This is a genomic window from Acidovorax sp. Leaf191 (assembly GCF_001424425.1).
Taxonomy (GTDB): Bacteria; Pseudomonadota; Gammaproteobacteria; order Burkholderiales; family Burkholderiaceae_C; genus Acidovorax.
In genome coordinates this window covers 1,207,806-1,230,967 of sequence record NZ_LMPT01000019.1, presented here as the reverse complement: position 1 = coordinate 1,230,967, position 23,162 = coordinate 1,207,806, and the positions used below count along the sequence as shown (strand labels likewise).

The following is a 23,162-nucleotide window of genomic DNA, read 5'->3' as shown; positions in this document are numbered from 1 at the left end:
TTTCTGATTTCATGGCCTAATTGGAAACCCTGTAGTGACCTTAAAGTCAAGCGACTCCCCAAATCTCGCCGCCTTGTCCTACGGAAACCAGATTTTGCAAAGGACGCTTTATGAAAATCGGCGAACTTGCCAAGGCCACCGGCACGCAGACTGAGACCATCCGCTACTACGAGCGCGAGAACCTGCTGCCGATCGCGATGCGCACAGAAAGCAACTACAGGGTCTACGACAGCAGTCATGTCGAGCGTCTGGCCTTCATCCGCCATTGCCGATGCCTGGATATGACCCTCGATGAGATCAGGGTGCTGTTGCATTTCAAGGACGCTCCGGATGAAAACTGCGGCGCGGTGGACGCACTTCTTCAGGAGCACATCGGGCACGTGGTGTCTCGCATCCGGGAACTCCAGGCACTGGAGTCGGAATTGCGCAGCTTGCAGCAGCAGTGCTCACCAGGCCACCTCGCCGGTGAGTGCGGCATCTTGGGCGGCTTGGCCACTGCGGCACTTCAACACAATCACATGCAGCCCAGCGAGGCCCACCCGCCAGGTGCTCATCATGATATTGGCGTGGCTCCGAGGCAGCGGGCCAACAAACGACGCTGATTTTCAGTGAGCGCGAATTTCTAACCCGACACTTGTCACCCCATTCTCTGACTTGGCCACCGGCTTGCCCTGGTGCATGCGGGCAATCGCGCCCACGATGGCCAGACCCAGGCCGTGGTTGCTCTGCCCATGGCTGCGAGCAGGATCTGCCCGGAAAAACCGGTCAAACAGCTGGGGAAGTATTTCGGGATCGATGGTGTTGCCGTAGTTGGTGACGCTGATCAACACGCGGTCCTCGTCACCAGTTCTCAAGTTGATCTGAACGATGGAGCCGGTGCTCGCGTAGCGGGTTGCGTTTCCCAGCAGGTTGGACAATGCCCGGCGCAACAACGGCACATCGAAGGTGCCATGCGCATCGCCGACCACTTTCGCGGTGAGACCCGCCTCGGCCAGCGCTGCCTCGTGGTAGTCCAGCACGTCGGCCGCCACCGATGCCAGGCTAGCCACGGGCGCGCGACGCGCTCCCACGCCCCGATCTGCCTGGGACAGGAACAACATGTCGTTGACGATACCGGTCAGGCGATGCAGCTCCTCCAGATTGGACGCCAGCACCTCGCGAATATCCGCTTGCTCGGGGCGCCGCAGCGCCAGTTCATTGTTGGCAATGAGCGTGGCCAAAGGCGTGCACAACTCGTGCGCCACGTCCGCATTGAAGCCCTCCATCTGGGAGTAGGCCTTTTCAATGCGAGCCAGGAGTGCATTGAACTGGTCGATCAGCGGCACGAGTTCAAGGGGCTGCTCCGCGCCATCGAGCCGCTGGTGGAGGTTGTCCGCCGAAACGGCGCGCGTCTGGCTGGCCAGTCTTCGAACGGGCGCCAGGCCCAGGTTGACCAGGGAGAAGCCGCCCAGCGAAACCACGACGGCCCCGCCAATGGCTGCCACCAGCAATGTGACTGCAAGACGGTGCAGCAACTGGTTGTCGGTCTGGATGTCCAGCGACAGCTGGACGCGCAAACTCTTTGAGGCCGTCTGGCCCGAAGCCAGTGCCACTTCGAACTGCCGCTGGCGCCAGACCGTCTTCGCATTCTGGTTGCGGGTATGGGCGTAGAGGATGGCCCCATCGGCCTGCGCGACTTCAAGCGAAAGATCTCCGTGCCCTACCAGGAAATCATCGAGCTTGTGAGCAAGGTCTTCCGAATCCCCGTGCTCCTTGCCGTCCACCAGCAAGTGCCGGATGACGTTTTCCTTTTGCGCCAGCGTTTCCTCCTGTCGATCTCGGAAGTTGAATTCGGTCACCAGGTAGACGGCCAGACAGACCAGCCCGAGCCCGGCAAAGCTCTGAAGTGCCAGCCACCACGACAACCGCTGGCGCAATGAGCGATGTTGGATCAGGGCCTTCATCCGTTGCGCTCTTCCATGACGTACCCCATACCGCGGATGGTGTGCAGAAGCGCGGTGTCAAAGGGCACATCGATCTTGGTACGCAGGCGCCGTATGGCGACCTCCACCACGTTGGTATCGCTGTCGAAGTTCATGTCCCAGACCTGCTCGGCGATCTCCGTGCGGGACAGCACTTCTCCCTTCCTTCTCAGAAAAAGGGTCAACAGCAGGAACTCCTTGGCAGTTAACTCCAAGCGCTGACCGCCTCGGGACGCCTTGCGCCGCACCAGGTCGACATCCAGGTCGGCCAAACGCAGTTGCGTGGGCTCTGCCGCGACCCGCGCACCTTGGGTGCGCCTGAGCAGAACCTGGATGCGGGCGCTCAACTCGGAAAACGCAAAGGGCTTGACCAGATAGTCATCCGCACCCGTCTGAAGTCCGAGCACCCGATCCTCGACACTGACCCTGGCTGTGAGCATCAAGACAGGGGTCTGCCTGGTCTTGCGAAAGGCCGTCAGCAGGCTGAAGCCGTCGATCCCTGGGAGCATCGCGTCCAGCACCAGCAGATCGTGGCCGCCTTCAAGGGCCATGTGTAGGCCGTCCACCCCGTTATGGGCGACGTCCACCACATAACCGACCTCTCCGAGGCCCTTGCGCAGGTACTCGGCCAGCTTGACCTCGTCTTCAATGAGCAGAATTTTCATGGTGCCATTCTCGAAGAATGCCGCCTGTTCGTAGATTACGAATTTGTCATCTGGCTGTTGGCGCCTTGTCGAGGTCCGATTTTTACAGTACCCCCTGTGTCGAAAGGCATAGCCGCGGTAGATCGCCGCTGGCTCATTCGAATCAAGGGACCACACCATGACCGTTCGCAAACCCCTCGCACTCTCCCTGATTGCCCTGGCCATTGCGGCCCCAGGCTTGGCATCTGCTTCGGCGCTCTACCATCCAGCCGGTGGCGAAGTGGGAATGACCACCCATCCCGACCACGTCCAAAGCAACGTGTCCCGTGGCGAAGTGCTTCAGTCTGTAGAAGCCGCGCGCAAGGACGGTACGCTGGCGATCTTGTCTCGCGGTGGTGCACTGCCTGTCAAAGCAACGGGTGGCTCCAAGACGCGTGAGCAGGTGCAGCAGGAGTACCTGAACATGTCAGCCGCTGAGAAGCAGCGCAACCAGGAACTGTACGGCGCGGGCGGCTGATCGGCACACGAAGTCTTCTTGACCGCGTGCTAGACTCAAAAAATGCGCCGCCTGATCGTCGTTTTTATGCTTGCATTGCTCCCGTTCCAGTTCAGCTGGTCCGCGGTGGCTGCTTATTGCATGCACGAGAACTCGACCGACCAGGCCCAGCACCTTGGGCATCACGAGCACAAGCACGAAGCCAAAAGCGGGGTCGGCCAAGCCGACAAGACCAGCCAAGGCACCGACATGTCCGATGTCGACTGCTCGGTTTGCCATGGTGCCGGCATCGGGGCCCTCAACTGGTCCTGCGCCAAACATCGCGTCTCCCATGACAGCCGCGTGGACTCACCGTCGGGCGAGCGCCTGGCGGCTGTAACGCCCACACCTCCCGACCGCCCACAGTGGCCCGTCCTCGCCTGATCGGCGGGGGCATCTCTCCTTCTTTCAGTCAGTCGTGACCGCCCCTTGGCGGCTGCAGTTGTGCGTGTCGCGGCTGCACTGACTGACGAGTTGCCAGGCAGCTGCACGGTTGCCACCCCGCCGATTCCCTCGTGTTTTGAAATCACTGGAGAATCGGATGTTCAAGGGTATTTACCTTCAAGGAAAGCCGCACGCATGGGGCGGCCGCACGAAATTCAGGCTCGCAGCAGGTGCCGCGGCCATATTGCTGACCTTCTCGGGCGGGGCCTCTTCTCAGGGCATGTCGCAAGGCACAGTCGGTGGAGTACAGGCGCCCCAGACTGCCGCGGTGTCTCCCGCTGAGCCTCTGTCGCTGGCCAAGGCCATCGAGTTGGCCTTGGACGGGAATCCAGAGGTGGCTGCCGCTACCCGCCAGTTGGAGGCAACAGAAGGGCAGATTCTTCAAGGGCACTCACGCCCCAATCCCGAGCTTGCCTATTCGCTGGAAGACGCACGCTCCAAAACACGTACGCAAAGCTGGCAACTCAACCTCCCCGTGGAATTGGGTGGAAAGCGCGCAGCGCGTACCAAGGCGGCCGAAAAATCACGCGAGCAGGCACAGGCCCAGCTCGCTGAGCTGAAGGCCACCGTGCGAGCCAATGTGGCCGCAGCCTACTTCGACGTCCTGACGGCGCAGGAGCGATTGGCGCTCGCCAAAGACAGCGTGGCATTGGCCAAGTCGTCAACGGATACCGTAGCCAAGCGCGTAGCCGCTGGCAAGGTATCACCTGTGGAAGAGTCCAAGGCCCGCGTTGCGGAAGCCGGCGTTCGCGTCGAGCTCGCACAGGCAGCCAGCGAACAACGCAATGCATTGTCTCGCCTGTTTGCGCTGTTGGGACAGATCAACGCGCCGTTCACCGTCCTCGAGGGCAAAGCCGACCACCTTCCCGCGGTACCGCCCCTCGCCGATCTTCAGCCCTTGATTTCTTCTTCGCCAGGCGTTGTCCTTGCGCGGATCGAGGTGGATCGGCGCCAGGCCCTGACTGCACTGGAGCAAAGCAAGCGCGTGCCCGATGTCACCGTCAGCGTCGGCATGCAGCGCAGCAACGAGACCCAACGCAACGTCCTGCTGTTTGGTGTCTCCGTGCCTCTGCCTGTGTTTGACCGCAACCAGGGCAACCTGCTGGAAGCTCTCAAGCTTGAGGACAAGGCCCGCGACGAGTTGCAAGCGGCCACGGTACGCCTGCACAGCGAAGTGGCGCAGGCGCGCGAACGCCTTTCGACCATCACTGCGGAGATCCAGTCGCTGCAACAGGACGTTCTGCCCGGCGCGAAGTCGGCCTACGACGCGGCCACCATTGGCTTCGAGAACGGAAAGTTCAACTTCCTGGAGGTGCTCGATGCCCAGCGCACCTACTTCACCGCCAAATCCCAGTACCTCAAAGCCCTGGGCGAGGCACACCGCGCGGCGGCGGATGTCGACCGCCTGCTTGGGGCCAGCACGGTTTCCGGATTGATCGCAACGCACAACTGAGCATGACAATGAACATCAGCACATCCTCCATCAGCAAAAAGCATCTCATCGCTATTGCCGTTGTCCTCGCGCTAGGGGTCGGGGCAGGAGCCTTCATCCTACAAGGCGGCGGCAAGCCCACTGCAGTCGCCGCCGAGGGCGATGGCCACGGCCACGGCAGCCATACCGAGGCCAAGGGGCACGGTGATGGAGAACACCACGGCAAAGGCGGTGAAAAAGGCCACGACGACGACAAAGGCCACGCCGATGGCGAGCACCATGAAAAGAGCCAGGCCAAGGGCCCCCACGGTGGCACAGTGTTCAAGGAAGGCGACTTCAGCCTGGAAGCATTGCTGTCCGAAGACGGTGGCGAGCCTCGGCTGCGGATCTGGCTGTCCGACAAGGACAAGCCGCTCCCCCTGAACACGGTAACGGTCACGGCAACAGTGACCCGCCCCACAGACGACAAGCAAAACCTGACGTTTGCCGCAGAAAAGGACAGCCTGGTCAGCCGCGAGATCGTCGCCGAACCCCACGCGTTCGACATCGAGATCATTGCGCAGACGGCCACCGAACCTTTCATGTTCGTGATGAGCAAGGAAGAGGGAAAGATCGAACTGACCGATGCCCAGATCAAGGCCGCCTCCATTACGGTGGACTCTGCGTCGGCAGCCAACATCAAGACGGCGCTGCTTTTGCCCGGCGAGATCCGGCTAAACGAGGACCGGACATCGCACGTGGTTCCCCGTCTGGCGGGTGTGGTGGAGAGTGTCAGCGCCAGCCTGGGCCAGGTCGTCAAAAAGGGGCAGGTTCTGGCCGCCATTGCGAGCCCGACCGCTTCGGAGCAGCGCAGCGAGCTGCAGACGGCGCAAAAGCGCCTGGCGCTGGCCAAGACCACCTACGAGCGGGAAAAGAAGCTGTGGGAGCAGAAGGTCTCCGCCGAACAGGACTACCTGCAGGCCAGGCAGGCGTTGAGCGAAGCGGAGGTCGCTGTTGCCAACGCCAATCAGAAGCTCAGTGCGCTGGGCCTGTCCACCTCGTCCGAGTCCGGACTGAACCGTATCGAACTGCGCGCGCCCTTTGACGGCATCGTCATCGAGAAGCACCTGAGTCTTGGCGAGGCCGTCAAGGAAGATGCGGCGGTGTTCACCATCTCGGACCTTGCCACGGTGTGGGCTGAGATCAATGTTCCTGCAAAGGATCTGCCGTCGGTGCGGGTGGGCGAGAAGGTCACCATCAAGGCCACCGCCTTCGATGCCTCCGCCACGGGTACTGTCGCTTTCGTGGGCGCGTTGATCGGTGAGCAGACCCGTACCGCCAAGGCCCGCGTCGTTCTTGATAACCCCAAGGGCGCCTGGCGCCCCGGCCTGTTCGTCAACGTCGAGGTGGTGTCCGAAGAAACGGCAGCGCCTGTGACCATCTCGGCCGACGCAGTCCAGAACGTCGGAGAAAAGCCCGTGGTCTTCCTCAAGGTCGACGGCGGCTTCATCGCCCAACCTGTGAAGCTGGGCCGAAGCGATGGCAAGCGCATCGAGGTCCTGTCGGGCCTCAAGCCCGGCATGCCCTACGCCTCGACAGGCAGCTTCGTCGTGAAGTCCGAACTCGGCAAGGGATCTGCCGAACACACGCACTGATCCCGGAGCCCATACATGTTTGAAAAACTTATCCGATTCTCGATCGAGCAGCGATGGCTGGTGCTGCTGGCGGCCCTGGGCATGGCGGCGCTGGGCGTCTTCAGCTACCAGAAGCTGCCCATCGACGCGGTCCCCGACATCACCAACGTCCAGGTTCAGATCAACACCCAGGCCGCCGGTTATTCGCCTCTGGAGACCGAGCAGCGGGTCACGTATCCCATCGAGACAGTCATGGCCGGCCTGCCGAACCTGGAGCAGACCAGGTCGCTGTCACGGTACGGACTGTCGCAAGTGACCGTCATCTTCAAAGACGGAACCGACATCTATTTCGCGCGCCAGTTGGTCAATGAGCGCATCCAGGAAGCCAGAGACCGGCTGCCCGCCGGCATCACGCCAGCCCTGGGGCCCATCTCAACCGGTTTGGGCGAGATCTATCTGTGGACCGTCGAAACCAAGGATGGGGCCAAGAAGCCCGATGGCAGTCCCTACACCCCGACCGACCTGCGCGAGATCCAGGACTGGATCATCAAGCCGCAGCTGCGAAACGTTCCTGGCGTGACCGAAATCAACTCCATTGGCGGCTTTGCCAAGGAGTACCAGATCGCCCCCATCCCGGAACGACTGGCCTCGCTGGGCGTGACGCTGCAAGACGTCGTCACGGCACTGGACCGCAACAACGGCAACGTGGGCGCTGGGTATATCGAAAAGCGCGGCGAGCAGTACCTGATTCGCGCCCCTGGACAGGTCAAGTCGCTGGAGGACATCGGCAACGTGATCCTCAGCAGTGCCAACGGTGTTCCTGTGCGCGTGCGCGACGTGGCCGACGTGGGCATTGGCCGGGAGCTGCGAACGGGTGCCGCAACCGACAACGGGCGCGAGGTGGTTCTCGGCACGGTGTTCATGCTGATCGGAGAAAACAGCCGGACCGTCTCGCAGGCAGTGGACAAGAAGATGCTGGAGGTCAACAAGAGCCTCCCAGAGGGCGTGCACGCGGTGACGGTCTATGACCGCACCGTGCTCGTCGACAAGGCCATCAATACCGTCAAGAAGAACTTGCTGGAAGGCGCGGTACTGGTGATCGTGATCCTGTTCCTCTTTCTGGGCAATATCCGGGCCGCAGTCATCACGGCAATGGTCATCCCCTTGTCGATGCTCTTCACGTTCACCGGGATGGTCCACTACAAGGTGAGTGCCAACCTGATGAGCCTGGGGGCCCTGGACTTCGGCATCATCATTGACGGAGCTGTGGTGATCGTGGAGAACTGCGTTCGGCGGCTCGCCCATGCGCAGGCGCACCACGGCCGGCCGTTGACGCGGGCCGAGCGCTTTCATGAAGTGTTCCTGGCATCCCAGGAGTCGCGCCGCCCATTGCTGTTCGGACAGCTCATCATCATGGTGGTGTACCTGCCCATCTTCGCGCTGACGGGCGTGGAAGGGAAGATGTTCCACCCCATGGCCTTCACGGTGGTTGCCGCTTTGGTGGGCGCGATGATCCTTTCTGTGACCTTCATCCCGGCAGCTGTGGCCCTCTTCATCGGCAATCGGGTCAGCGAGAAGGAGAACTTTTTGCTGGGCCACGCCAAGCGCCTGTACGGCCCCATGCTTGATCGCGTGATGGGCGCCAAAACGCTGGTTCTCACCATTGCCGCGGTTGCCGTGGTCCTGTGCGGACTGATCGCGACCCGCATGGGCAGCGAGTTTGTACCCAACCTCAATGAAGGCGACTTCGCGATCCAGGCACTGCGCATTCCGGGCACCAGCCTTTCCCAGTCGGTGGCGATGCAGCAGCAGATCGAAAAGACGCTGAAAGCGAAGTTCCCCGAAATCGAGCGCATCTTCGCCAGAACCGGTACTGCGGAGATTGCTTCGGACCCCATGCCGCCGAACATTTCGGACGGGTACATCATGCTCAAGCCGATGGATGAATGGCCCGAGCCTCGAAAGACCCGTGATGAGCTGCTCGCGGCGATCCAGGAAGTCATTGGCAAGATCCCCGGCAACAACTACGAGTTCTCCCAGCCCATTCAGCTGCGATTCAACGAGCTGATCTCAGGGGTGCGCAGTGACGTGGCCGTGAAGATTTTCGGTGACGACATGGACGTGTTGAACAAGTCCGCTGAAGAAGTCTCCGCCATGCTGCAAAAGATCCAGGGCTCCTCCGAGGTCAAGGTCGAGCAGACGACGGGCCTTCCGATGCTCACGGTGAACATCGACCGCCAGAAGGCAGCGCGCTACGGGCTGAACGTTGCCGACATCCAGGACACCGTGGCCACGGCCATCGGTGGTCGTGAGGCCGGCACCATGTTCGAGGGGGACCGCCGGTTCGACATCCTGGTTCGCCTGCCTGAGGCGCTTCGCAATGACCTGGAAGGCATGAAGCGGCTACCCATACCGTTGCCGCGGTCTGCCGGTGGCACGGAAGCCAAGACGAATTTCATCCCATTGGGTGAGGTCGCATCGTTCGAGCTGGCACCCGGCCCCAACCAGGTCAGCCGAGAGAACGGCAAGCGCCGCATTGTCGTGAGCACCAACGTGCGCGGACGGGATGTGGGCTCGTTCGTTGCAGAGGCCGAGCAAGGCCTGGCGCAGATCAAGATCCCCACCGGCTACTGGACGAGCTGGGGTGGCACCTTTGAGAACCTGCAGTCAGCCACCAAGCGCCTGCAGATCGTTGTACCGGTCTCCCTGCTGCTGGTCTTCGTGCTGCTGTTCGCGATGTTCGGCAATGCCAAGGACGGTTTGCTGGTCTTCACCGGCATCCCATTCGCATTGACAGGGGGCATCCTGGCGCTGTGGCTTCGGGACATTCCGATGTCCATCTCCGCGGCCGTTGGCTTCATCGCGCTCTCTGGGGTGGCAGTGCTCAACGGCCTGGTGATGATTTCCTACATCCGCAGCCTGAGGGAAGGCGGTGTCGGCCTGGACGAAGCGATCAGGGATGGCGCCCTGACCCGCTTGCGCCCGGTGCTGATGACCGCCCTGGTGGCCTCGCTGGGATTCATTCCCATGGCCATCGCCACAGGCACCGGCGCGGAAGTCCAGCGTCCTCTGGCCACCGTGGTGATCGGTGGAATTCTTTCATCCACGCTGCTCACGCTGCTCGTGCTGCCGATTCTTTACCGGCTGGCCCACAGGCCCGATGAAGAAGCCGAGGACGTGTCTGCCGAGCCCTCCCACCCGGACGCACCGAAGCCTGTGTAGTCAAAGGCGGTCCCGCTGATCGCGGGACCTTCCCATTTCTCCAACCCCAAAGGAACTGCCATGAAACTCTCCCACCTCTTTCTCGCCCTCACGGTATCGATCTCTGGCGCAGCCATCGCGGCTGACAACCACGGCCACGACGTCAAGCCGATGCATGGTGGTGCTGTGGCGGAAGCCAAGGACGTCGAGTACGAATTCGTCGCCAGTGCCGACAAGCTGCAGCTCTTCATGCGCGACCACGGAAAACCCGTTGCCGTGGCGGGGATGACCGCCAAGGTCACCCTGCTGGCCGGCAGCGAGAAGCAGGAGGTTCAACTCCAAGCCGGTGAGGGCAAGTTGGAAGCCGCGGGTAGCTTCAAGGTCCCCGCCGGTACCAAAGCCGTGGTCGCCGTCTCGAAGGCCGGCAAGTCGGTCGCCTCGGTCCGCTTCACGCTGAAGTAACACCAACGCCGCCCGAAGCATCGCTCCAGTCCATGCGAACGACACCGCAGTGGCGGGTCCGTACCGCCCCTCGGCGCTGTGCATGTCCTTGCCCTTAGAGGCAAAAAGGAGCGATCCATGTCAATGCAGGCGGCCCAGGGTGGGCTTTTCGCCAAGCTGTTCTGGATCTGGATCAGCTTGTTGGTCTCTGTGTTTGTGTTCTGGCGGCTGCGGCACATGTGGCTCAAGCGCCATCCCCCGATGGACGTTCGAACCAAGTACAGCCGGCGACTGGCCAAGAGACTGAGGGACCGGCAAATAACGCGCTTGAAGTGCCGGACCACGGGTAAGCCTCGGCACCGGCGACGTCACTGAGCGCCAAGGCCGGACGAGGACCGCGGACTGAACGCGGTCGATGACATCACCAGACTGAATCTGAGGAGACAGACCATGGGAAAAGGTTCCGACCACGCTTTGCCAGCGGCAGGAAACGAAAAGGCTTTGCGCTACGCGCTGATGCTCACCGGCGGTTTCATGCTGGCAGAGGTCATTGGCGGCGTCATGCTCAACAGCCTGGCTCTGCTGTCCGATGCCGCACACATGTTCACCGACGTGGCGGCGCTGGCCATTGCGCTGGCGGCCATTCGGGTCGGGCGCCGGGATGTCGACGACCGGCGCACCTTTGGCTACCACCGATTTGAGATCCTGGCCGCCGCGTTCAATGCCTTACTCCTGTTTGGCGTTGCGGCGTACATCCTTTATGAGGCGTGGCAACGCTGGAGCAACCCGCCGGCAGTCCAGACCACTGGGGTGCTGGTGATCGCTGTACTGGGCACGATCGTCAACCTCGTGAGCATGCGCCTTCTGTCCTCAGGCAAGGATTCCAGCCTCAACGTCAAAGGAGCCTACCTTGAAGTCTGGAGCGACCTGCTCGGCTCGATTGGGGTCATCGTGGGGGCGCTGGTCATTCTGTTCACAGGGTGGAACTGGGTCGACACCGTCATTGCCGTGGCCATCGGCTTGTGGGTGCTGCCGCGCACCTGGATCCTCCTGAAAGAGACGCTCAACATCCTGCTCGAAGGCGTCCCCGAAGGCATCGATCTGCCTCAGCTCAAGCGTGCGCTCCTGGACCTGCCAGGGGTGGTGTCCTTGCATGAACTGCATGTCTGGGCGGTCAGCAGCGCCAAGACCAGCCTGAGCGCTCACGTCGTGTACAACCCGCAAGCGGCAGACCCTGGCACCATGCTGGCCGCCGTCAACCAGTTGCTGGCGAAGCAATTCGAGATCACCCACACCACCATTCAGTTGGAAACCCAAGCCTGCGGTACGGCTGCCGCCGGCACTTCGAATGCTGGTGCGGATCACTGGAAAGCACCCGTGTGATTTCCGCGTGGACGACCACCCTCCGTTCCTGCTTTGCACAGCGCTGGGCAAACAGGTGGCGCCTGCCAGCGCTGTGTGTCGTGGCCATGCTCGCCGCCGGCTGCGCCACCCCCGTGTATGAAAACTCCCTACCGTGGGCGGAGGGTTGGCGCGTGGGCAAAGTCAGCAGGGTTGAAGCCACTGCTCAGGACCTGGCGTTCTACAAGCGCCGGTGCAAGGCCGATCAGTTAGATCGTGCGCAAGAGCGGTTCGCCATTGTTCAGTGGAGAGAGGTGGGTCGGTCGCGCTGGACCGTTGCGCGTCTGCCTGCAGATGTAGCCGTGGTTGCTGGAGAGCCGGTCTACGTCAAGGTTTGGGATTGCTCGGCAGCCCTCGTCAAACGTGAGATGAACTAGAGCACAGGCGAGCTCAAGTCGGCCGATTCAGATACCTCACCGGTCGCACCCGGTGTGCACGAGTGAACGGCGCTGGTGCCCACCACCACGGAGCGTGAGGGCGGGCCAGCCCAGCGCGACTGGGCTCTGGATCTGATGTTCAGAGATCGCGGCCATTGGAGTGGCCCGATTGCGCGGCCGTCGAGCCCGCGTGGTGCTGGTGGTATTGGCCAGGGTAGATTTCATTGAGCTTGCGGCCGTCCTCGCCGGCGGCCATCAGGTCCCCGGTGTGGATAGCCTCTGCCAGTTCCTCCTTGACCTGCTCGCGTGTCTTGCCTGCTTGCGCCATCTTGGACGGATACAGGTTGGGCTGCAGTTCATTGAGCCGTGATCCGGATTCCCCGGCGGCAAGCATGTCACCGCTGCGAACAGCCTGCTCCAGTTCCGCGCGCACCTGGTCCCGGGTCTTGCCCAGCACCGGGGTCTTCAACTGGTAGCCACCGGAGTTGAGCTCACTGACTTTGGCGCCGATTTCCCCGCCGGCCATGATGTCGCCGCTGCGCAGGGCTTGCGAGAGCTCGGCTTTGACCTCCTCGCGTGTCTTGGACTGGGCGCCATGGCTGGCATCGAAAGCGAATGCAGGGGCTGCGCTCAGCGCGAGGATGATGAGGGTGGTCTTGAGTTTCATGTTGGTCCTTAAGGTCAATGGTTGGAAGCGAAAATTTGTGCCTTGGATGGGCGGAGTCGATTGCATTGCGTGTGCCAGGCCCGAGGGCCCTCAGCCGGTCACGGCGCCTGGTGGGCTTCGACCCAGCCGATCTCGCCGCCCAGGTCGCGCACGCCATTCGTAGTGGCGGGGCCCTTTTGAGCAGCTTGAAGTTCATCCAGAACCTGTTGCCTGCTCTTGTTTGACACCGGTGCTTTGACCAGTGGATAGGTGGCGGGGTAGCCGCGGCTGATCCAGTGCAACGAACCGTTTTGCTGCGCAACGAGCACGTTTTGCTGGACGTCTTCACGGCTGACGGTGCGGCCCAGGTGAGATGGCACGAAAGTGGCACCTTCTTCCTGGCTAGGACTGGTGTGAAACGCGGTCGAAGCGAAAGACGCCGTAGCAGTGGCTGCCAGGCTGAATGCGATGAGGGCGAAACGAGCTTTCATGGGGTCTCCTTGAGCACTGAACGCCCGGGTGGGAATTCAGGAGGCACAACCTTCTTGCACCTCGGAGACAAGTCTAGAAATCCGGCACCCACATGCCGCTGACCGCAGCATTACAGTTTTGACAGCACTGTGTCTAAGCGTAGCCACGGAGGTTCACAAAGGCCTATGCCGCAAAGCCTGCGGCGGACAAGCGCCTTCCCGAGGCGATTCGCGCAAGTCCGTCCCTCAGCCAGTCATGCCCGACTTCCACCAATACCAGGCGCCCAAGCAGGCAGCGAGCCACAGTAGTACAACAACGACTGCGCCGACTTTGCTGGTCGGCTTTGCTGCTTTGGAAGCCATCCACTCATCGGCTTGTGTTCTGCATTCAGCCAGGACGTCCGCCGGCAAAAGTTTGATAGCGACCCATATCAGGCCGGGGAGCAGCAATACATCATCCAAGTACCCCAGCACTGGTATGAAATCCGGAATCAGGTCGATCGGGCTGAGCGCGTACGCCACGACAAACACTCCAAGGGCCTTTGCGTACCAGGGGGTGCGTGGATTCTTTCCTGCAAACCACAGCGTCACTCCATCGCGTTTGATCCGCCTTGCCCAGGTTCTTAGATCGCATGTGATGCTCATATCGATAGCATGCCACGGCCCCATGTCTGATTTTTAACGCGCGACCGCGCAACTGAAAAACCACCCCTCCCATCGCGTTACATGCTGCGGCCCCCCCATTTTTGCGGGCTTTGAAGTGATCACAACAGATAAACCCTTATTAACTAGTCTGAATTTTTCGTGAAGTCCCAATTTTTCATTGCCACACCCAGTATGTAATATAATGGTATGTAATACGGTACGAAAAAATCGGAGGATGCCATGGCCAGAGCCGGAATCTACAAGTCTGAGGTGCTGCGAGCCAGGGATAGGCTGATCAGCCAAGGCAAGTACCCGTCCATCGATGCGGTGCGCGTCGAGTTGGGCAATACCGGCTCCAAGGTGACCATCCACAGGTACCTCAAGGAAATCGAGGACGAGGAAGCCGCCGCTACGGCACCGAAAATCAGCATCAGCGATGAGCTCGCGGAATTGGTAGGCCGCCTGTCCACCAGGTTGGAGTTTGATGCCAATGCGAGGGTCGTTGCACTGATGGAGGAGTTCAACGCCAAGGAAGCGCAGTACAAGGCCAGCCTGGAGACCTCCAAGAGCGAAACAGCCGCGGCCAGGCGGCAGCTGGAGCAGACCCAACTGGAGTTGGCCAGGGAACGCGAATCCCTCGAGCACGCCAACAGGGAGTTGGCCCTCAAGGCGATCGAGCAGGCCCAACTGGTCGAGCAAACGACCCAGCTGCAGACCCGGCTTGAGAGTGCCCAAGCACACAGCCAGTCCCTGGAAGAGAAGCACACCCATGCCAGGGAGGCTCTGGAGCATTTCCGCGAAGCGTCCAAGGAGCAGCGCGAGCGCGAGCTACGCCAGCACGAGCAGCAACTGCAGTACCTGCAGACGGAACTGACTAAGGCCAATGCGGCTGTCTCGGCCAATCAGCAGCAGATGCGCAACGACCACCAGCAGAACCAGGCACTCGCGCGGGAGTTGGGTCAGGCCAGGTCGCAACTCCAGAGCCTGGAAACGCAGCTGCAGGCGGCGCAGCAAACTGCCCTCGGCCTTGCCGAAGTACCCCAGCAACTTGAAGATTTGACTGCGAAGGCCTTGAGTCGAGAGCAAGACCTCGCCCGTCTGCAGGCGGATCTGCTTCAGGCCACTCAGCGCAATCTGGAGCTGGAGCGGCAACTCGCAGCAACAAGCGCGGCTGACGCGGCGCGCCAGCAGCTGACGGCGGATCTGATGCGCCGCCTGGATACGTTGCAGGCGCCGCAAAGCCACACCAACGCATGACCGCAAGACTGTGTTGAAGACTGCCAGAGGCGGTCTATCTCTCATCGGCGCTCCCCATCACAATGGAGAAAGTTGCGTCCAAGCTTCCGTTATGGAGATCCCAGTGCCCAAGACACTCACTCAAATGAAGAAACGCCTTGAAGAGGCGATGAGCGAAGTCCGTGAAGCCGAGGAAATCATTCCACTGTTGAAAGAGGTAATCGCCAAGTTCGAATTGGAGCCAGCCGATCTGTTCGAAGCAACCACTGCCAACGCAAGAAAGATTCAATCTTTGACCTCAGAGACCGGGAGACCCCCAGCCGGCAAACCTGTCCTGTACGAGGATGCAGTTGGGAATACTTGGGCAGGAAAGGGGCGGCGACCCTCTTGGTTGAACGAAGCCATCGCGCGCGGGAAAACGCTGGAAGAATTTCGAACTCGCGGAACACCTTTGCGCAACGCTAAGTAGTTGTTCTAAAAAGAGATTTCTCCATAACCTTCCGATCCGGCACAAAAACCGAGATCACCCCAGTTTCCAGCACGATCGCGGAGCCTCACCCGACGTCACTACTCGACGAGTTTCTAAAACGCACCGACACCAGACGTAGGGACCAACGCAACGGTGAGTTGGTCGACCCAAACAAAGTCGACCAGCGCTTCACTCTCGACGTTCAATGTGAGCTTTTTGGGCAGACGATCCTTGGTGGCGATATTGATCTCACAGGTGACGCAATAGCCGTCGCAATACGCTTTGAACAACGCGGAACCCGACCATGTACCGTCCTCGTCAAGGTGCGGCCCCGCACCGCTCTCCCAAACGAAGTCGGAGGCATCAACAACGTCTGTACACGTCTCACCCCTGTATTGCTCCTCCCCTTCCTTGAGCTCTATCAGTTCCCCGTCTTCATCTCGATCACGCCGTAAGTAAGTCACTTTGACAGAGCCGGCAAGTTCTGGTTTCATACGTTTCTCCACGGGTTGATGAGGCCACGATTCTGCTTCAGAAGATGGGGGGCAGATGCAAACATATCGGACATCTTTCCGGTTGTGCCCCGTGGGACTCAATGCAATTCGGGTACCCGATCCTAAATTTCTTCAGTCACATATCACCCCAGTGACCTGACCACCGTCTGCCCCTTGGCAGTCGCACAACGCCCATAAAGCCCGGCAAGCTCATCTCGAGTTGCCGGGCTTTATGCCGTCCTGGTCGGAGTTCTCTGTCTTTCTGGTTCTCGGTTTTGCGATCTCGCGCCCTCTCAGCCCCGTGTGTTCACGCACCCGGGGCTTTTGCTTTTTGGGGCTGCCTGTTGGTCTGTCTATCTTGGTTTTCTGGTTCTTTCACCCGCATGTTCTTTCAAGGAGATTTCCATGCTCACCTGTCCCCAATGCCAATCCCCACGATTGGAATCCCGCGATCTCGGTCGCACTGCTGGTGGCGCTGTCGGCGCACTCGCAGGCGCTGCCAGCGGCGCAGCGAGTGCACTGCGCGGTGCCCGACTGGGCGCTACTTTCGGCGCATTCGCCGGTCCTGCAGGGTCAGTCCTGGGTGGTCTCGCCGGTGCCGCCCTCGGTGGCCTGGTGGGCGGCGCCATCGGTTGCGAAGTCGGCAGCAAGATCGGTGAAGCCGTCGATCAGAACTGCCTCGCCAACTACCGCTGCCTGGAATGCGGCCACACCTTTAGCCCTCCACGCGAGTGAGGTGTTTCGGCGGTCCTCGTCCTGCTGATTCCTCGGCCTCGCGCTTCTTTGGCTTTTCGTTTCTCTCTTCCTCTCTCACTCCCCTGCCCTGGTTCCTTGTTCCAGCTGTGTGCTCTTCGGAGTTACGCAGTGGCGCAGCTGTGGGCGGGTGGTTTTCGTGTTGTCGGTCTTTCGTTTTCTTGTTCTTTCTTCCATTTCTTCAAGGAGTATTTCAATGGCTCATCTCGTTCAAACCATGGCCTATGTCGGTGAGACCCCCTGGCACAACCTGGGTCAGCAACTGCCCGCCAAACAACCCATCGATGTCTGGGCCCGTGAAGCGGGCATGGACTGGACCATTCGCGAGACCCCCGTGCGCTACATGGCCACGCAGGCCGGTACTGGTTCTGGCTCTGGCACCGCATCTTCTGTCTCGGACCTCTATGGCGAACCCATGGAGTTTCCCGACCAGAAGGTGCTGTACCGCAGCGATACCAAGGCGCCTCTGTCAGTGGTCAGTGCCCGCTACCAGGTCGTGCAGCCCAAGCAGGTGTTGGAGTTCTATCGGGATCTGACGGAAGTCTCTGGTTATGAGCTGGAGACTGCCGGAGTCCTGAAGGCTGGGCGCAAGTTCTGGGCCCTGGCCCGCACTGGCAAGTCCTCAGCCCTCAAGGGCAACGATGTGGTCAATGGCTATCTGCTGTTGGCCACGTCCTGCGATGGGACCTTGGCTACCACGGCCACCCCCACCACCGTGCGTGTGGTCTGCAACAACACCCTCTCCATTGCCCTGTCCGGAACATCGAGCGCGATCAAGGTGCCCCACAGCACCAGCTTTGATGCGCAGGCGGTCAAGAAGCAGTTGGGCATTGCCGTCTCGCAATGGGATGGTTTCATGTACCGCATGAAGACCTTGTCTGAGCGCAGGGTCAAGAGCCATGAGTCCATGAACTACTTCCTCAAGGTGCTGTGCCAGACGGATGGGCATGCCGATGCGTCTGCAGGTCTCACCAATGAGCGCGCCCTCAAGAAGGTGCAGGCCATGTACGAGGGCCAGGGCCGGGGTGCGGAATTGGCTGCCGCCAAGGGCACGGCCTGGGGCCTCTTGTGCGCCATCACCGAGTTCGTGGACCACGAGCGCCGGGCGCGCAGTCAGGAATACCGCCTGGACAGTGCCTGGTTTGGTCAGGGCGCCACGCTCAAGCAGCGGGCTCTGGAGCAGGCCTTGCAGTTGGCGTCGTGATGGTGCCTGCCGTTCTGGCGGCACATCCTGTTTTTTGTCTCGCGCCTTATCCATTCACCTCCATCGCCCTTAACGGCATAGACCCCGGCTCCTTCAGTGGACCGGGGTCTTTGTTTTTCTGGGGGCGGTGCTGGTATTCGTTTTTTTCACATTCAAGGAGTCAGCATGGTTCAACCTGTTGTTTCACCGGTGGGTTCATCTCCCACCAAACCCCGCCCTGCCCTTCGGCTGGTCAAGACCCAAGACCTGGATCGCGATCAGTGGTTGCAGGTCCGCAAAGGAGGCATTGGCAGTTCGGATGCTGCGGCGGCGGTGGGGCTCAATCCCTACCAGTCGATGCTGGAGTTGTGGATGGAGAAGACCGGTCGTGCTCCCACTGTCCCGCCGGGTGATGGGGGTGCAGACGATCTGAGTCCGATGTACTGGGGTGCTCTTCTAGAGCCCATTGTGGCGGCGCACTACACCCGCCGTACGGGCAAACGGGTGCGGCGTATCAATGCGGTGCTGCAGCATCCCGAGCACCCATGGATGCTTGCCAATATCGACCGGGAGGTCCTTGGGGCACCCGATGTCCAGTTGCTTGAGTGCAAGACCGCAGGCATTCAAGGGGCCTGGCTTTGGCGGGATGGGGTGCCGGAGTATGTGCAGTTGCAGGTGCAGCACCAGTTGGCCGTGACGGGCAAACAGGCTGCGGACGTGGCGGTGTTGCTCGGGGGCCAGGAGCTGCAGATCTTTCGCATCGAGCGGGATGAGGAGCTGATTGCTCAGCTCATCACCCTGGAGCGGGAGTTCTGGGGTTATGTGGAGCGGGGCCAGGCGCCTCCGGCCGATGGGTCGGATTCGGCAGACCGGGCTTTGCGGGCGCTGTATCCCCGGGACACCGGCTTTACCTTGAATCTCAAACATGACCTGGTGATGGGGGCGGTGTTTTCTGACCTGCTGGCGGTGCGGGAGGTGCTGGCGACCAACACGGCCCTGGAAGCGCAGCTCAAGCAGACGATTCAGCAGCGTATGGGGGATTCGAGCCGGGCGGTGTTTGAGAACGGTGAGGTGAGTTTCAAACGCAGCCGGGATGGGACGCAGCTCGATACGGCGCGGCTTGCCAAGGAGCAGCCGGAGATCGTGAAGGCTTACACGGTACCGAAGCCGGGGAGTCGGAGGTTTTTGGTGCAGACCTGAAGGTGGGCCGGGGACATCGGGGCCCAGGTTCATTCAATTCATTTTCATAAACGCATCCCCTGACGGGCTTCATCGGTGACGGTGAGGCCCGTTGTGTTTTGGGGGGTTTTTTGACATTCAACAAGGAGATTCACATGCTCAAAGGTTTGGCTTTGACACCGCCCGTGATCGGGCGCATTGCGATTGGGCGGGTGGTGGAGAAGGCAGGACGTCGCCTGCCTGAGAAGGACGATGAGTTCACGCTGACCAGCCAGGTGCAGAACAAGGAGGGGTGGGTGCTACATCCGGTAGATGCCCAGTTGCGCAAGGAGCCGGGGACCAAGCTGCGCAGCATTCCGGTGCGGCTGCTGTTTGACGATCCGGACCTGAGCCTCAGGGCGAACTACACAATGTTTGATCGGGCCACGGGACGACCTCTGTGTGTTGGAGATGGAGAAAGCTGCAAGCGGGTGACCCTGTCGGGGATGCAGTCCCTGCCCTGCCCTTCGCCTGCGGTGTGTCCGCTGGCCCAAGACGGGAACTGCAAGCCGTATGGACGGCTGCATGTGCGGGTGGAGGCTGAGGGGAATACCGAAGCAGGTATGGCGGGTATGAGTGGCGATGAACTGGGCAGCTTTGTGTTTCGGACGACGGGCTTCAACAGCATCCGGACGCTGTCGGCTCGGCTGCGGTATCTGTTTGCTGTGTCGGGTGGATTGTTGGCGGGATTGCCCTTGGAGCTTCGGCTGCGGGGCAAGTCCACGACGCTGTCACACCGCACGCCGATCTACTACGTGGATCTGACGCTGAGAGCGGGAAGCAGCTTGGCCCAGGTCGTGGCATTGACACGGCAGGAACGCGAGCAACAGGCTGCGCTGGGTCTGGATCAGGTGGCGCTCGATGAAGCGGCACGCCAGGGTTTGGCCCTAGGGGAGTTCGAGGAATCGGAAGAGGAAGGGGTGGACGTCGTCGAGGAGTTCTATCCGGATTCCGATACGAATGGAGATGGTGGAACGGAGCAAGCACCCGCGCCGATCTCGCTGCGCGGCAAGCTGCATCGCAAGCAGGAGGCTCTGGGAGTGCGTTCCACCGCAACGGGTGATCCAGGGGCTTCCCATGCGGGGGCCTGAAGGGCTGGTTCGGCGCTATGCGGTAGGACTGGTGATGGAGACGGTGCCTTGCTATCGCAGTGGGCCCGATTCTGAATCGGGTGCCAAGGTGTTGCCGGGGATTTTGGTGAGACATCGAGCACCACCCCATCGCACGGGGGCGGTGGTGCTGCAGCAGGCGGTGGCCTTGCTCACCGGCCAGCGGGTTGCGATACCCACTGTGACCAGTGCGGCCGGCGTGTTGCGCCATGCGCAGCGGCTCCTGCCAGGATTCCATGCTCAGCTGGTCTGGGAGCAAGCGCCTTCCGACTTGCTGGCGCTGTGCCACGCAGCAGTACACCGTGGGGGTCTGGTGCTGTTGCTCTGGCAGTCGATTGCCAGGGAGGTGCGGGGAGCCCCTCGCCGGCCCTGCCCTCCTCCTCAATGGATGCTCGTGGTCGGTGTGGAAGGGCCTTGGAGTCCGGCAGGAGATGGATCAGGCAGTGTGGTGTGCACAGAAGCTTCTGGCCTCTTGGTCTTGGATACGCAGGTGCATCCTGGATGGGGATTGGGGCACAACCAGTGTCTGGCTCCGGGGGCCTATCCGTACCACGAGGCGGCTATGCGAGTGGCGGAGTTCCGTAGCGTGTGGTCGGCGCGTACGTTGGAGGGCAACCTGGACTGCGGGATGGTCCTCTCAGCGATCGCACTGTCTCCCGGCAAAGGCCAGAGCCCCCAGTGACCTGGCGAGAGCTCAGACAGTGCATCCGCACTGGCTGGCTCTCTTGCGATGCCGATCAGGCAACCACAAAGGGAGTGCGCTCCTTGCCTGCAATCCACTGGGGCGGCTTACCCCGGCCGGACCAGGTGGCACCAGTCTCGGGATCCCGGTACTTTGCTTCCACCTTCTTCTTGGGTTTGCTCGGTTTCCAGGGGAAGACCTGCTGGGCCGTGAAGCCGAATTCCTGAACGAGTTGCAGGACGGTTTGGAGGGCCTGTTCGGACTCGGCCTTCTTGGCGTTGGCGATTTGTTCGTCGAGGAGTTTTTTCTGGGCGAGGAGTTCGGCGTAGCTGGACATGGGGGTGCGTTGGGAGTGAGTGCTGGAGTGCTGGAGTGCTGGAGTGTTGTGATTGGGTCCAAGGAGGACCCTTTAGGCACAGGAAGCACTCTACGCGAACCGGAGCCCAGGAATGCTCAGTTGGCAGTTGCAACGGGAGGAGTCGTGGCGTCTTGGGTGTCGCCCTGGCGCCATACCTGCAGGTTGGCGTATTCCCGGCCGCAACCTGTGCAACGCAGGGCTTCGGTGTAGCGCATGACTCCGGCGTCATCGCGTGCGAGCACGCGGTGGTAGCTGGTGGCACCACAGTAGCCGCAGCAGTTCCTGGCGGTGGACGGGTTCATCGAGATGGAGGCGCTGAGGTTCTTCACTCAGGGGATCTGTTCTTGGTGGGGGTCTTCGTTGCGTGCGCTTTGGATCGTACCAAGGCAACGGAGTTTGTGCAGGTCCACGGGGGAAGCTGGTCACGGGCAGGGATGTTCTCGCTCCATATGGAACATCTCACACGGTAGCGGCTGAGCTGCGGCAAAGATCTCGCAGCCACTTCCCCATCCCTGCCCGTTCAGCAATCGGTCAACCGATGGTCTTTGGTTGGCGTTCAATTGATGCATTTGCATCACATATCATTTAGCATCAGAGAGGGAGTTTTATGCAATCCATGAGAAGAAGCTTGCGGCTTACGCGCAGCCTGGCGGCAGGTTCGTTGGTGGCGTTGGGTGTGGTCGGCGTGCTGGCCGGTTGCCAACGCAAGGAGGCCGAGGCGCCGGAGTTGCCGGTGCAGACGGTGTCGGGGTTTCTGGAGATCGCAGGGGTGCTGGATCGCCGGGGTGAGCAGGGGGCGGTGTTCGAGGTCAGCCCGGAGACGGGGGATCTCGTGGCGTTTGTGTTCGATCCAAAGAGTGCTCTGGGCGAACGGCTTTTGTCGCAGTGTGTGCAGAACATGCCGTGTCTGGTCGAGGGGGTACGGGCCAGGCCGCTGGACAGTCAGGCACCGGCCACCAAGGTCTTGGGTGAGTTGGGGTTCAGTGTTTCGCCGTCGGCTTGGCTGGGGATCATTGATGCCGGACCTGCCCGCGTGGAGTCTGCGCTGGAGGAGCCTGAGATGCAGGTCAAGACCCGGTTTGGGGTTGTGGCTGTGCAGGAGGGAGATTCTTCGGTTGTTTTAAACGGGCAAACCGTTCTATCGCCTCAGGAGGAATCCGTGCGCATCGTGCGCCATGCGCCGGTGGGTGCAGAGGATGTGCTGTTGCTGCAAAGTGGGTCGGGGACCGCCTGCCCTGCCCTGTTCCAGGTGCTGGCGGTGTCGGCCCAGGGGGTGCAGGTGTCTCCGAAGTTCGGGTCCTGCTCGGACCTGGTGTTTGCCGTGGTCGAGGAGAAGCCGAATCAGGCTCCCAGGCTGTCCATTCGGATGCTGGGGTTTGCAGGGCCGTTCGAGCCCGAGGAAGAGCAGCGCAAGGCGGCTCAGAAGTTGGTGGAGTTCGTGTATCAGCAGGGGTCGCTCACGCGGGATGGGAAGCCGGTGACTTCGCAATGAAGGTGCTGGTCCCTTCCCTCTTGATCGCAGGATCAAACCTTGGCAGTCGGCTTTCGGGCGGCTTTGCGCGCGGGCTTGGTCGCTTGCTCTGGAGGTTTGAGCAGGGTCCAAGGCTCCACGCCCAAGGCCTGTGCGAGGCGCTCGATGTTGGCCAGGGCGATATTCCAGCGGCAGCGCTCTACGGCAGAGACGTAGGTGCGGTCGAGTTCGCACTCGTGGGCCAGGCGCTCTTGGGACCAGCCTTTTTCTACACGCAGTAGCCGAATCCAGTACGCGAGGACTTCGCGCACGTTGCCCGGGTCGGGCAGATGGGTCGGGGGCGTGGGTTTGGCAGACACCGCCGGAGGATGCGGTTTTG

General features: G+C 61.2%; 24 protein-coding genes. 14 read left to right on the top strand and 10 right to left on the bottom strand.

The genetic code is table 11. From position 1 onward, the window contains the following. Positions 1–110: 110 nt before the first annotated feature. The gene (gene cadR, locus ASG27_RS19715; RefSeq protein ID WP_056419711.1) at positions 111–602 is read left to right on the top strand and encodes a Cd(II)/Pb(II)-responsive transcriptional regulator; all 492 of its coding nucleotides are present in this window, start codon (positions 111–113) and stop codon (positions 600–602) included. A gap of 3 nt (positions 603–605) precedes the next feature. On the opposite strand, the gene ASG27_RS19710 is transcribed toward cadR, so the two are convergent. After that, positions 606–1,943 carry a heavy metal sensor histidine kinase gene (locus ASG27_RS19710; protein ID WP_082493263.1) on the bottom strand — a complete coding sequence of 446 codons (1,338 nt, stop codon included), beginning with the start codon at positions 1,941–1,943 and terminating at the stop codon, positions 606–608. Beyond that, complete coding sequence (locus ASG27_RS19705; protein ID WP_056419925.1) at positions 1,940–2,626, bottom strand: heavy metal response regulator transcription factor; 687 nt, start codon at positions 2,624–2,626, stop codon at positions 1,940–1,942. The genes ASG27_RS19710 and ASG27_RS19705 overlap by 4 nt, the downstream gene beginning before the upstream one ends. A 157-nt stretch (positions 2,627–2,783) precedes the next feature. Between ASG27_RS19705 and ASG27_RS19700 the strand changes: the two genes are divergently transcribed. The 7 genes from ASG27_RS19700 (at position 2,784) to ASG27_RS19665 (ending at position 11,654) form a co-directional block, all read left to right on the top strand. Further along, positions 2,784–3,122, top strand: coding sequence for a DUF4148 domain-containing protein (locus tag ASG27_RS19700; RefSeq protein WP_056419708.1), 339 nt, complete (start codon positions 2,784–2,786; stop codon positions 3,120–3,122). Between the two features lie 42 nt (positions 3,123–3,164). Continuing rightward, entirely contained in the window at positions 3,165–3,524 is a 360-nt protein-coding gene (czcI, locus tag ASG27_RS19695) for a cation efflux protein, CzcI family (RefSeq protein ID WP_056419705.1), read from the top strand. Positions 3,525–3,681: 157 nt separating this feature from the next. Then, positions 3,682–5,037 carry a TolC family protein gene (locus tag ASG27_RS19690; RefSeq protein ID WP_056419702.1) on the top strand — a complete coding sequence of 452 codons (1,356 nt, stop codon included), beginning with the start codon at positions 3,682–3,684 and terminating at the stop codon, positions 5,035–5,037. 2 nt (positions 5,038–5,039) lie between these two features. Further along, positions 5,040–6,650 (top strand): efflux RND transporter periplasmic adaptor subunit, encoded by a 1,611-nt coding sequence (locus ASG27_RS19685; protein WP_056419698.1) that lies wholly within the window; start codon positions 5,040–5,042, stop codon positions 6,648–6,650. Between the two features lie 15 nt (positions 6,651–6,665). Beyond that, positions 6,666–9,851: a CusA/CzcA family heavy metal efflux RND transporter gene (locus ASG27_RS19680; protein WP_056419696.1), complete on the top strand. Its 3,186-nt coding sequence runs from the start codon at positions 6,666–6,668 to the stop codon at positions 9,849–9,851. 60 nt (positions 9,852–9,911) lie between these two features. Further along, positions 9,912–10,292 carry a hypothetical protein gene (locus ASG27_RS19675; RefSeq protein ID WP_056419692.1) on the top strand — a complete coding sequence of 127 codons (381 nt, stop codon included), beginning with the start codon at positions 9,912–9,914 and terminating at the stop codon, positions 10,290–10,292. A gap of 429 nt (positions 10,293–10,721) precedes the next feature. Beyond that, complete coding sequence (locus ASG27_RS19665) at positions 10,722–11,654, top strand: cation diffusion facilitator family transporter (RefSeq protein ID WP_056419686.1); 933 nt, start codon at positions 10,722–10,724, stop codon at positions 11,652–11,654. 534 nt (positions 11,655–12,188) lie between these two features. On the opposite strand, the gene ASG27_RS19655 is transcribed toward ASG27_RS19665, so the two are convergent. From ASG27_RS19655 to ASG27_RS19645, 3 genes are all read right to left on the bottom strand, one after another. Then, on the bottom strand, positions 12,189–12,716 hold the full coding sequence (locus ASG27_RS19655; protein ID WP_056419680.1) for a DUF4148 domain-containing protein: 528 nt from the start codon (positions 12,714–12,716) through the stop codon (positions 12,189–12,191). A 98-nt stretch (positions 12,717–12,814) separates the two neighbouring features. Further along, positions 12,815–13,186, bottom strand: coding sequence for a DUF4148 domain-containing protein (locus ASG27_RS19650; RefSeq protein WP_056419676.1), 372 nt, complete (start codon positions 13,184–13,186; stop codon positions 12,815–12,817). A 225-nt stretch (positions 13,187–13,411) separates the two neighbouring features. Next, the gene (locus tag ASG27_RS19645) at positions 13,412–13,810 is read right to left on the bottom strand and encodes a YkvA family protein (RefSeq protein WP_056419922.1); all 399 of its coding nucleotides are present in this window, start codon (positions 13,808–13,810) and stop codon (positions 13,412–13,414) included. Positions 13,811–14,050: 240 nt separating this feature from the next. Between ASG27_RS19645 and ASG27_RS19640 the strand changes: the two genes are divergently transcribed. Both ASG27_RS19640 and ASG27_RS26160 read left to right on the top strand, forming a co-directional pair. After that, entirely contained in the window at positions 14,051–15,067 is a 1,017-nt protein-coding gene (locus ASG27_RS19640; RefSeq protein ID WP_082493261.1) for a DNA-binding protein, read from the top strand. A 103-nt stretch (positions 15,068–15,170) separates the two neighbouring features. Beyond that, complete coding sequence (locus tag ASG27_RS26160; RefSeq protein ID WP_158274163.1) at positions 15,171–15,515, top strand: H-NS histone family protein; 345 nt, start codon at positions 15,171–15,173, stop codon at positions 15,513–15,515. A 113-nt stretch (positions 15,516–15,628) separates the two neighbouring features. Here the strand turns inward: ASG27_RS26160 and ASG27_RS19635 are convergent, their stop codons facing one another. Next, positions 15,629–16,009 (bottom strand): hypothetical protein, encoded by a 381-nt coding sequence (locus ASG27_RS19635; RefSeq protein WP_056419673.1) that lies wholly within the window; start codon positions 16,007–16,009, stop codon positions 15,629–15,631. Positions 16,010–16,582: 573 nt separating this feature from the next. Continuing rightward, complete coding sequence (locus ASG27_RS26950; protein WP_156371542.1) at positions 16,583–16,720, bottom strand: hypothetical protein; 138 nt, start codon at positions 16,718–16,720, stop codon at positions 16,583–16,585. A 238-nt stretch (positions 16,721–16,958) separates the two neighbouring features. Here ASG27_RS26950 and ASG27_RS19630 point away from each other — a divergent pair, with 238 nt between their 5' ends. The 3 genes from ASG27_RS19630 to ASG27_RS19620 all read left to right on the top strand — a co-directional run bounded on the left by ASG27_RS19630 (position 16,959) and on the right by ASG27_RS19620 (position 20,254). Next, positions 16,959–17,966 (top strand): DUF932 domain-containing protein, encoded by a 1,008-nt coding sequence (locus ASG27_RS19630; protein ID WP_056419669.1) that lies wholly within the window; start codon positions 16,959–16,961, stop codon positions 17,964–17,966. 165 nt (positions 17,967–18,131) lie between these two features. Next, complete coding sequence (locus tag ASG27_RS19625; RefSeq protein WP_056419666.1) at positions 18,132–19,145, top strand: YqaJ viral recombinase family nuclease; 1,014 nt, start codon at positions 18,132–18,134, stop codon at positions 19,143–19,145. A gap of 134 nt (positions 19,146–19,279) precedes the next feature. Continuing rightward, positions 19,280–20,254, top strand: coding sequence for a recombination directionality factor (locus ASG27_RS19620; RefSeq protein ID WP_056419919.1), 975 nt, complete (start codon positions 19,280–19,282; stop codon positions 20,252–20,254). Between the two features lie 755 nt (positions 20,255–21,009). On the opposite strand, the gene ASG27_RS19615 is transcribed toward ASG27_RS19620, so the two are convergent. Further along, positions 21,010–21,291, bottom strand: a complete 282-nt coding sequence (locus tag ASG27_RS19615; protein WP_056419663.1) for an H-NS histone family protein — start codon at positions 21,289–21,291, stop codon at positions 21,010–21,012. A gap of 116 nt (positions 21,292–21,407) precedes the next feature. Next, the gene (locus tag ASG27_RS26945; protein ID WP_108499592.1) at positions 21,408–21,641 is read right to left on the bottom strand and encodes a hypothetical protein; all 234 of its coding nucleotides are present in this window, start codon (positions 21,639–21,641) and stop codon (positions 21,408–21,410) included. 278 nt (positions 21,642–21,919) lie between these two features. On the opposite strand from ASG27_RS26945, the gene ASG27_RS19610 reads away from it, so the two are divergent. Beyond that, positions 21,920–22,804: a hypothetical protein gene (locus tag ASG27_RS19610; RefSeq protein WP_056419660.1), complete on the top strand. Its 885-nt coding sequence runs from the start codon at positions 21,920–21,922 to the stop codon at positions 22,802–22,804. A 32-nt stretch (positions 22,805–22,836) separates the two neighbouring features. Here ASG27_RS19610 and ASG27_RS26150 read toward each other — a convergent pair whose 3' ends face one another. After that, positions 22,837–23,142: a helix-turn-helix domain-containing protein gene (locus tag ASG27_RS26150; protein ID WP_082493256.1), complete on the bottom strand. Its 306-nt coding sequence runs from the start codon at positions 23,140–23,142 to the stop codon at positions 22,837–22,839. Positions 23,143–23,162 lie beyond the last annotated feature (20 nt).

What these genes read in the sequence shown, in the direction of transcription:
- ASG27_RS19665 (WP_056419686.1), top strand. Translation starts at nt 10,722, where the DNA reads ATGGGAAAAGGTTCCGACCACGCTTTGCCAGCGGCAGGAAACGAAAAG.
- ASG27_RS19620 (WP_056419919.1), top strand. Translation starts at nt 19,280, where the DNA reads ATGCTCAAAGGTTTGGCTTTGACACCGCCCGTGATCGGGCGCATTGCG.
- ASG27_RS19685 (WP_056419698.1), top strand. Translation starts at nt 5,040, where the DNA reads ATGACAATGAACATCAGCACATCCTCCATCAGCAAAAAGCATCTCATC.
- ASG27_RS19655 (WP_056419680.1), bottom strand. Translation starts at nt 12,716, where the DNA reads ATGAAACTCAAGACCACCCTCATCATCCTCGCGCTGAGCGCAGCCCCT.
- ASG27_RS19650 (WP_056419676.1), bottom strand. Translation starts at nt 13,186, where the DNA reads ATGAAAGCTCGTTTCGCCCTCATCGCATTCAGCCTGGCAGCCACTGCT.
- ASG27_RS19700 (WP_056419708.1), top strand. Translation starts at nt 2,784, where the DNA reads ATGACCGTTCGCAAACCCCTCGCACTCTCCCTGATTGCCCTGGCCATT.
- ASG27_RS19675 (WP_056419692.1), top strand. Translation starts at nt 9,912, where the DNA reads ATGAAACTCTCCCACCTCTTTCTCGCCCTCACGGTATCGATCTCTGGC.
- ASG27_RS19630 (WP_056419669.1), top strand. Translation starts at nt 16,959, where the DNA reads ATGGCTCATCTCGTTCAAACCATGGCCTATGTCGGTGAGACCCCCTGG.
- czcI (WP_056419705.1), top strand. Translation starts at nt 3,165, where the DNA reads ATGCGCCGCCTGATCGTCGTTTTTATGCTTGCATTGCTCCCGTTCCAG.
- ASG27_RS19690 (WP_056419702.1), top strand. Translation starts at nt 3,682, where the DNA reads ATGTTCAAGGGTATTTACCTTCAAGGAAAGCCGCACGCATGGGGCGGC.
- ASG27_RS19645 (WP_056419922.1), bottom strand. Translation starts at nt 13,810, where the DNA reads ATGAGCATCACATGCGATCTAAGAACCTGGGCAAGGCGGATCAAACGC.
- ASG27_RS19710 (WP_082493263.1), bottom strand. Translation starts at nt 1,943, where the DNA reads ATGAAGGCCCTGATCCAACATCGCTCATTGCGCCAGCGGTTGTCGTGG.
- ASG27_RS19705 (WP_056419925.1), bottom strand. Translation starts at nt 2,626, where the DNA reads ATGAAAATTCTGCTCATTGAAGACGAGGTCAAGCTGGCCGAGTACCTG.
- ASG27_RS19680 (WP_056419696.1), top strand. Translation starts at nt 6,666, where the DNA reads ATGTTTGAAAAACTTATCCGATTCTCGATCGAGCAGCGATGGCTGGTG.
- ASG27_RS19640 (WP_082493261.1), top strand. Translation starts at nt 14,051, where the DNA reads ATGGCCAGAGCCGGAATCTACAAGTCTGAGGTGCTGCGAGCCAGGGAT.
- cadR (WP_056419711.1), top strand. Translation starts at nt 111, where the DNA reads ATGAAAATCGGCGAACTTGCCAAGGCCACCGGCACGCAGACTGAGACC.
- ASG27_RS19610 (WP_056419660.1), top strand. Translation starts at nt 21,920, where the DNA reads ATGCAATCCATGAGAAGAAGCTTGCGGCTTACGCGCAGCCTGGCGGCA.
- ASG27_RS19615 (WP_056419663.1), bottom strand. Translation starts at nt 21,291, where the DNA reads ATGTCCAGCTACGCCGAACTCCTCGCCCAGAAAAAACTCCTCGACGAA.
- ASG27_RS19625 (WP_056419666.1), top strand. Translation starts at nt 18,132, where the DNA reads ATGGTTCAACCTGTTGTTTCACCGGTGGGTTCATCTCCCACCAAACCC.
- ASG27_RS19635 (WP_056419673.1), bottom strand. Translation starts at nt 16,009, where the DNA reads ATGAAACCAGAACTTGCCGGCTCTGTCAAAGTGACTTACTTACGGCGT.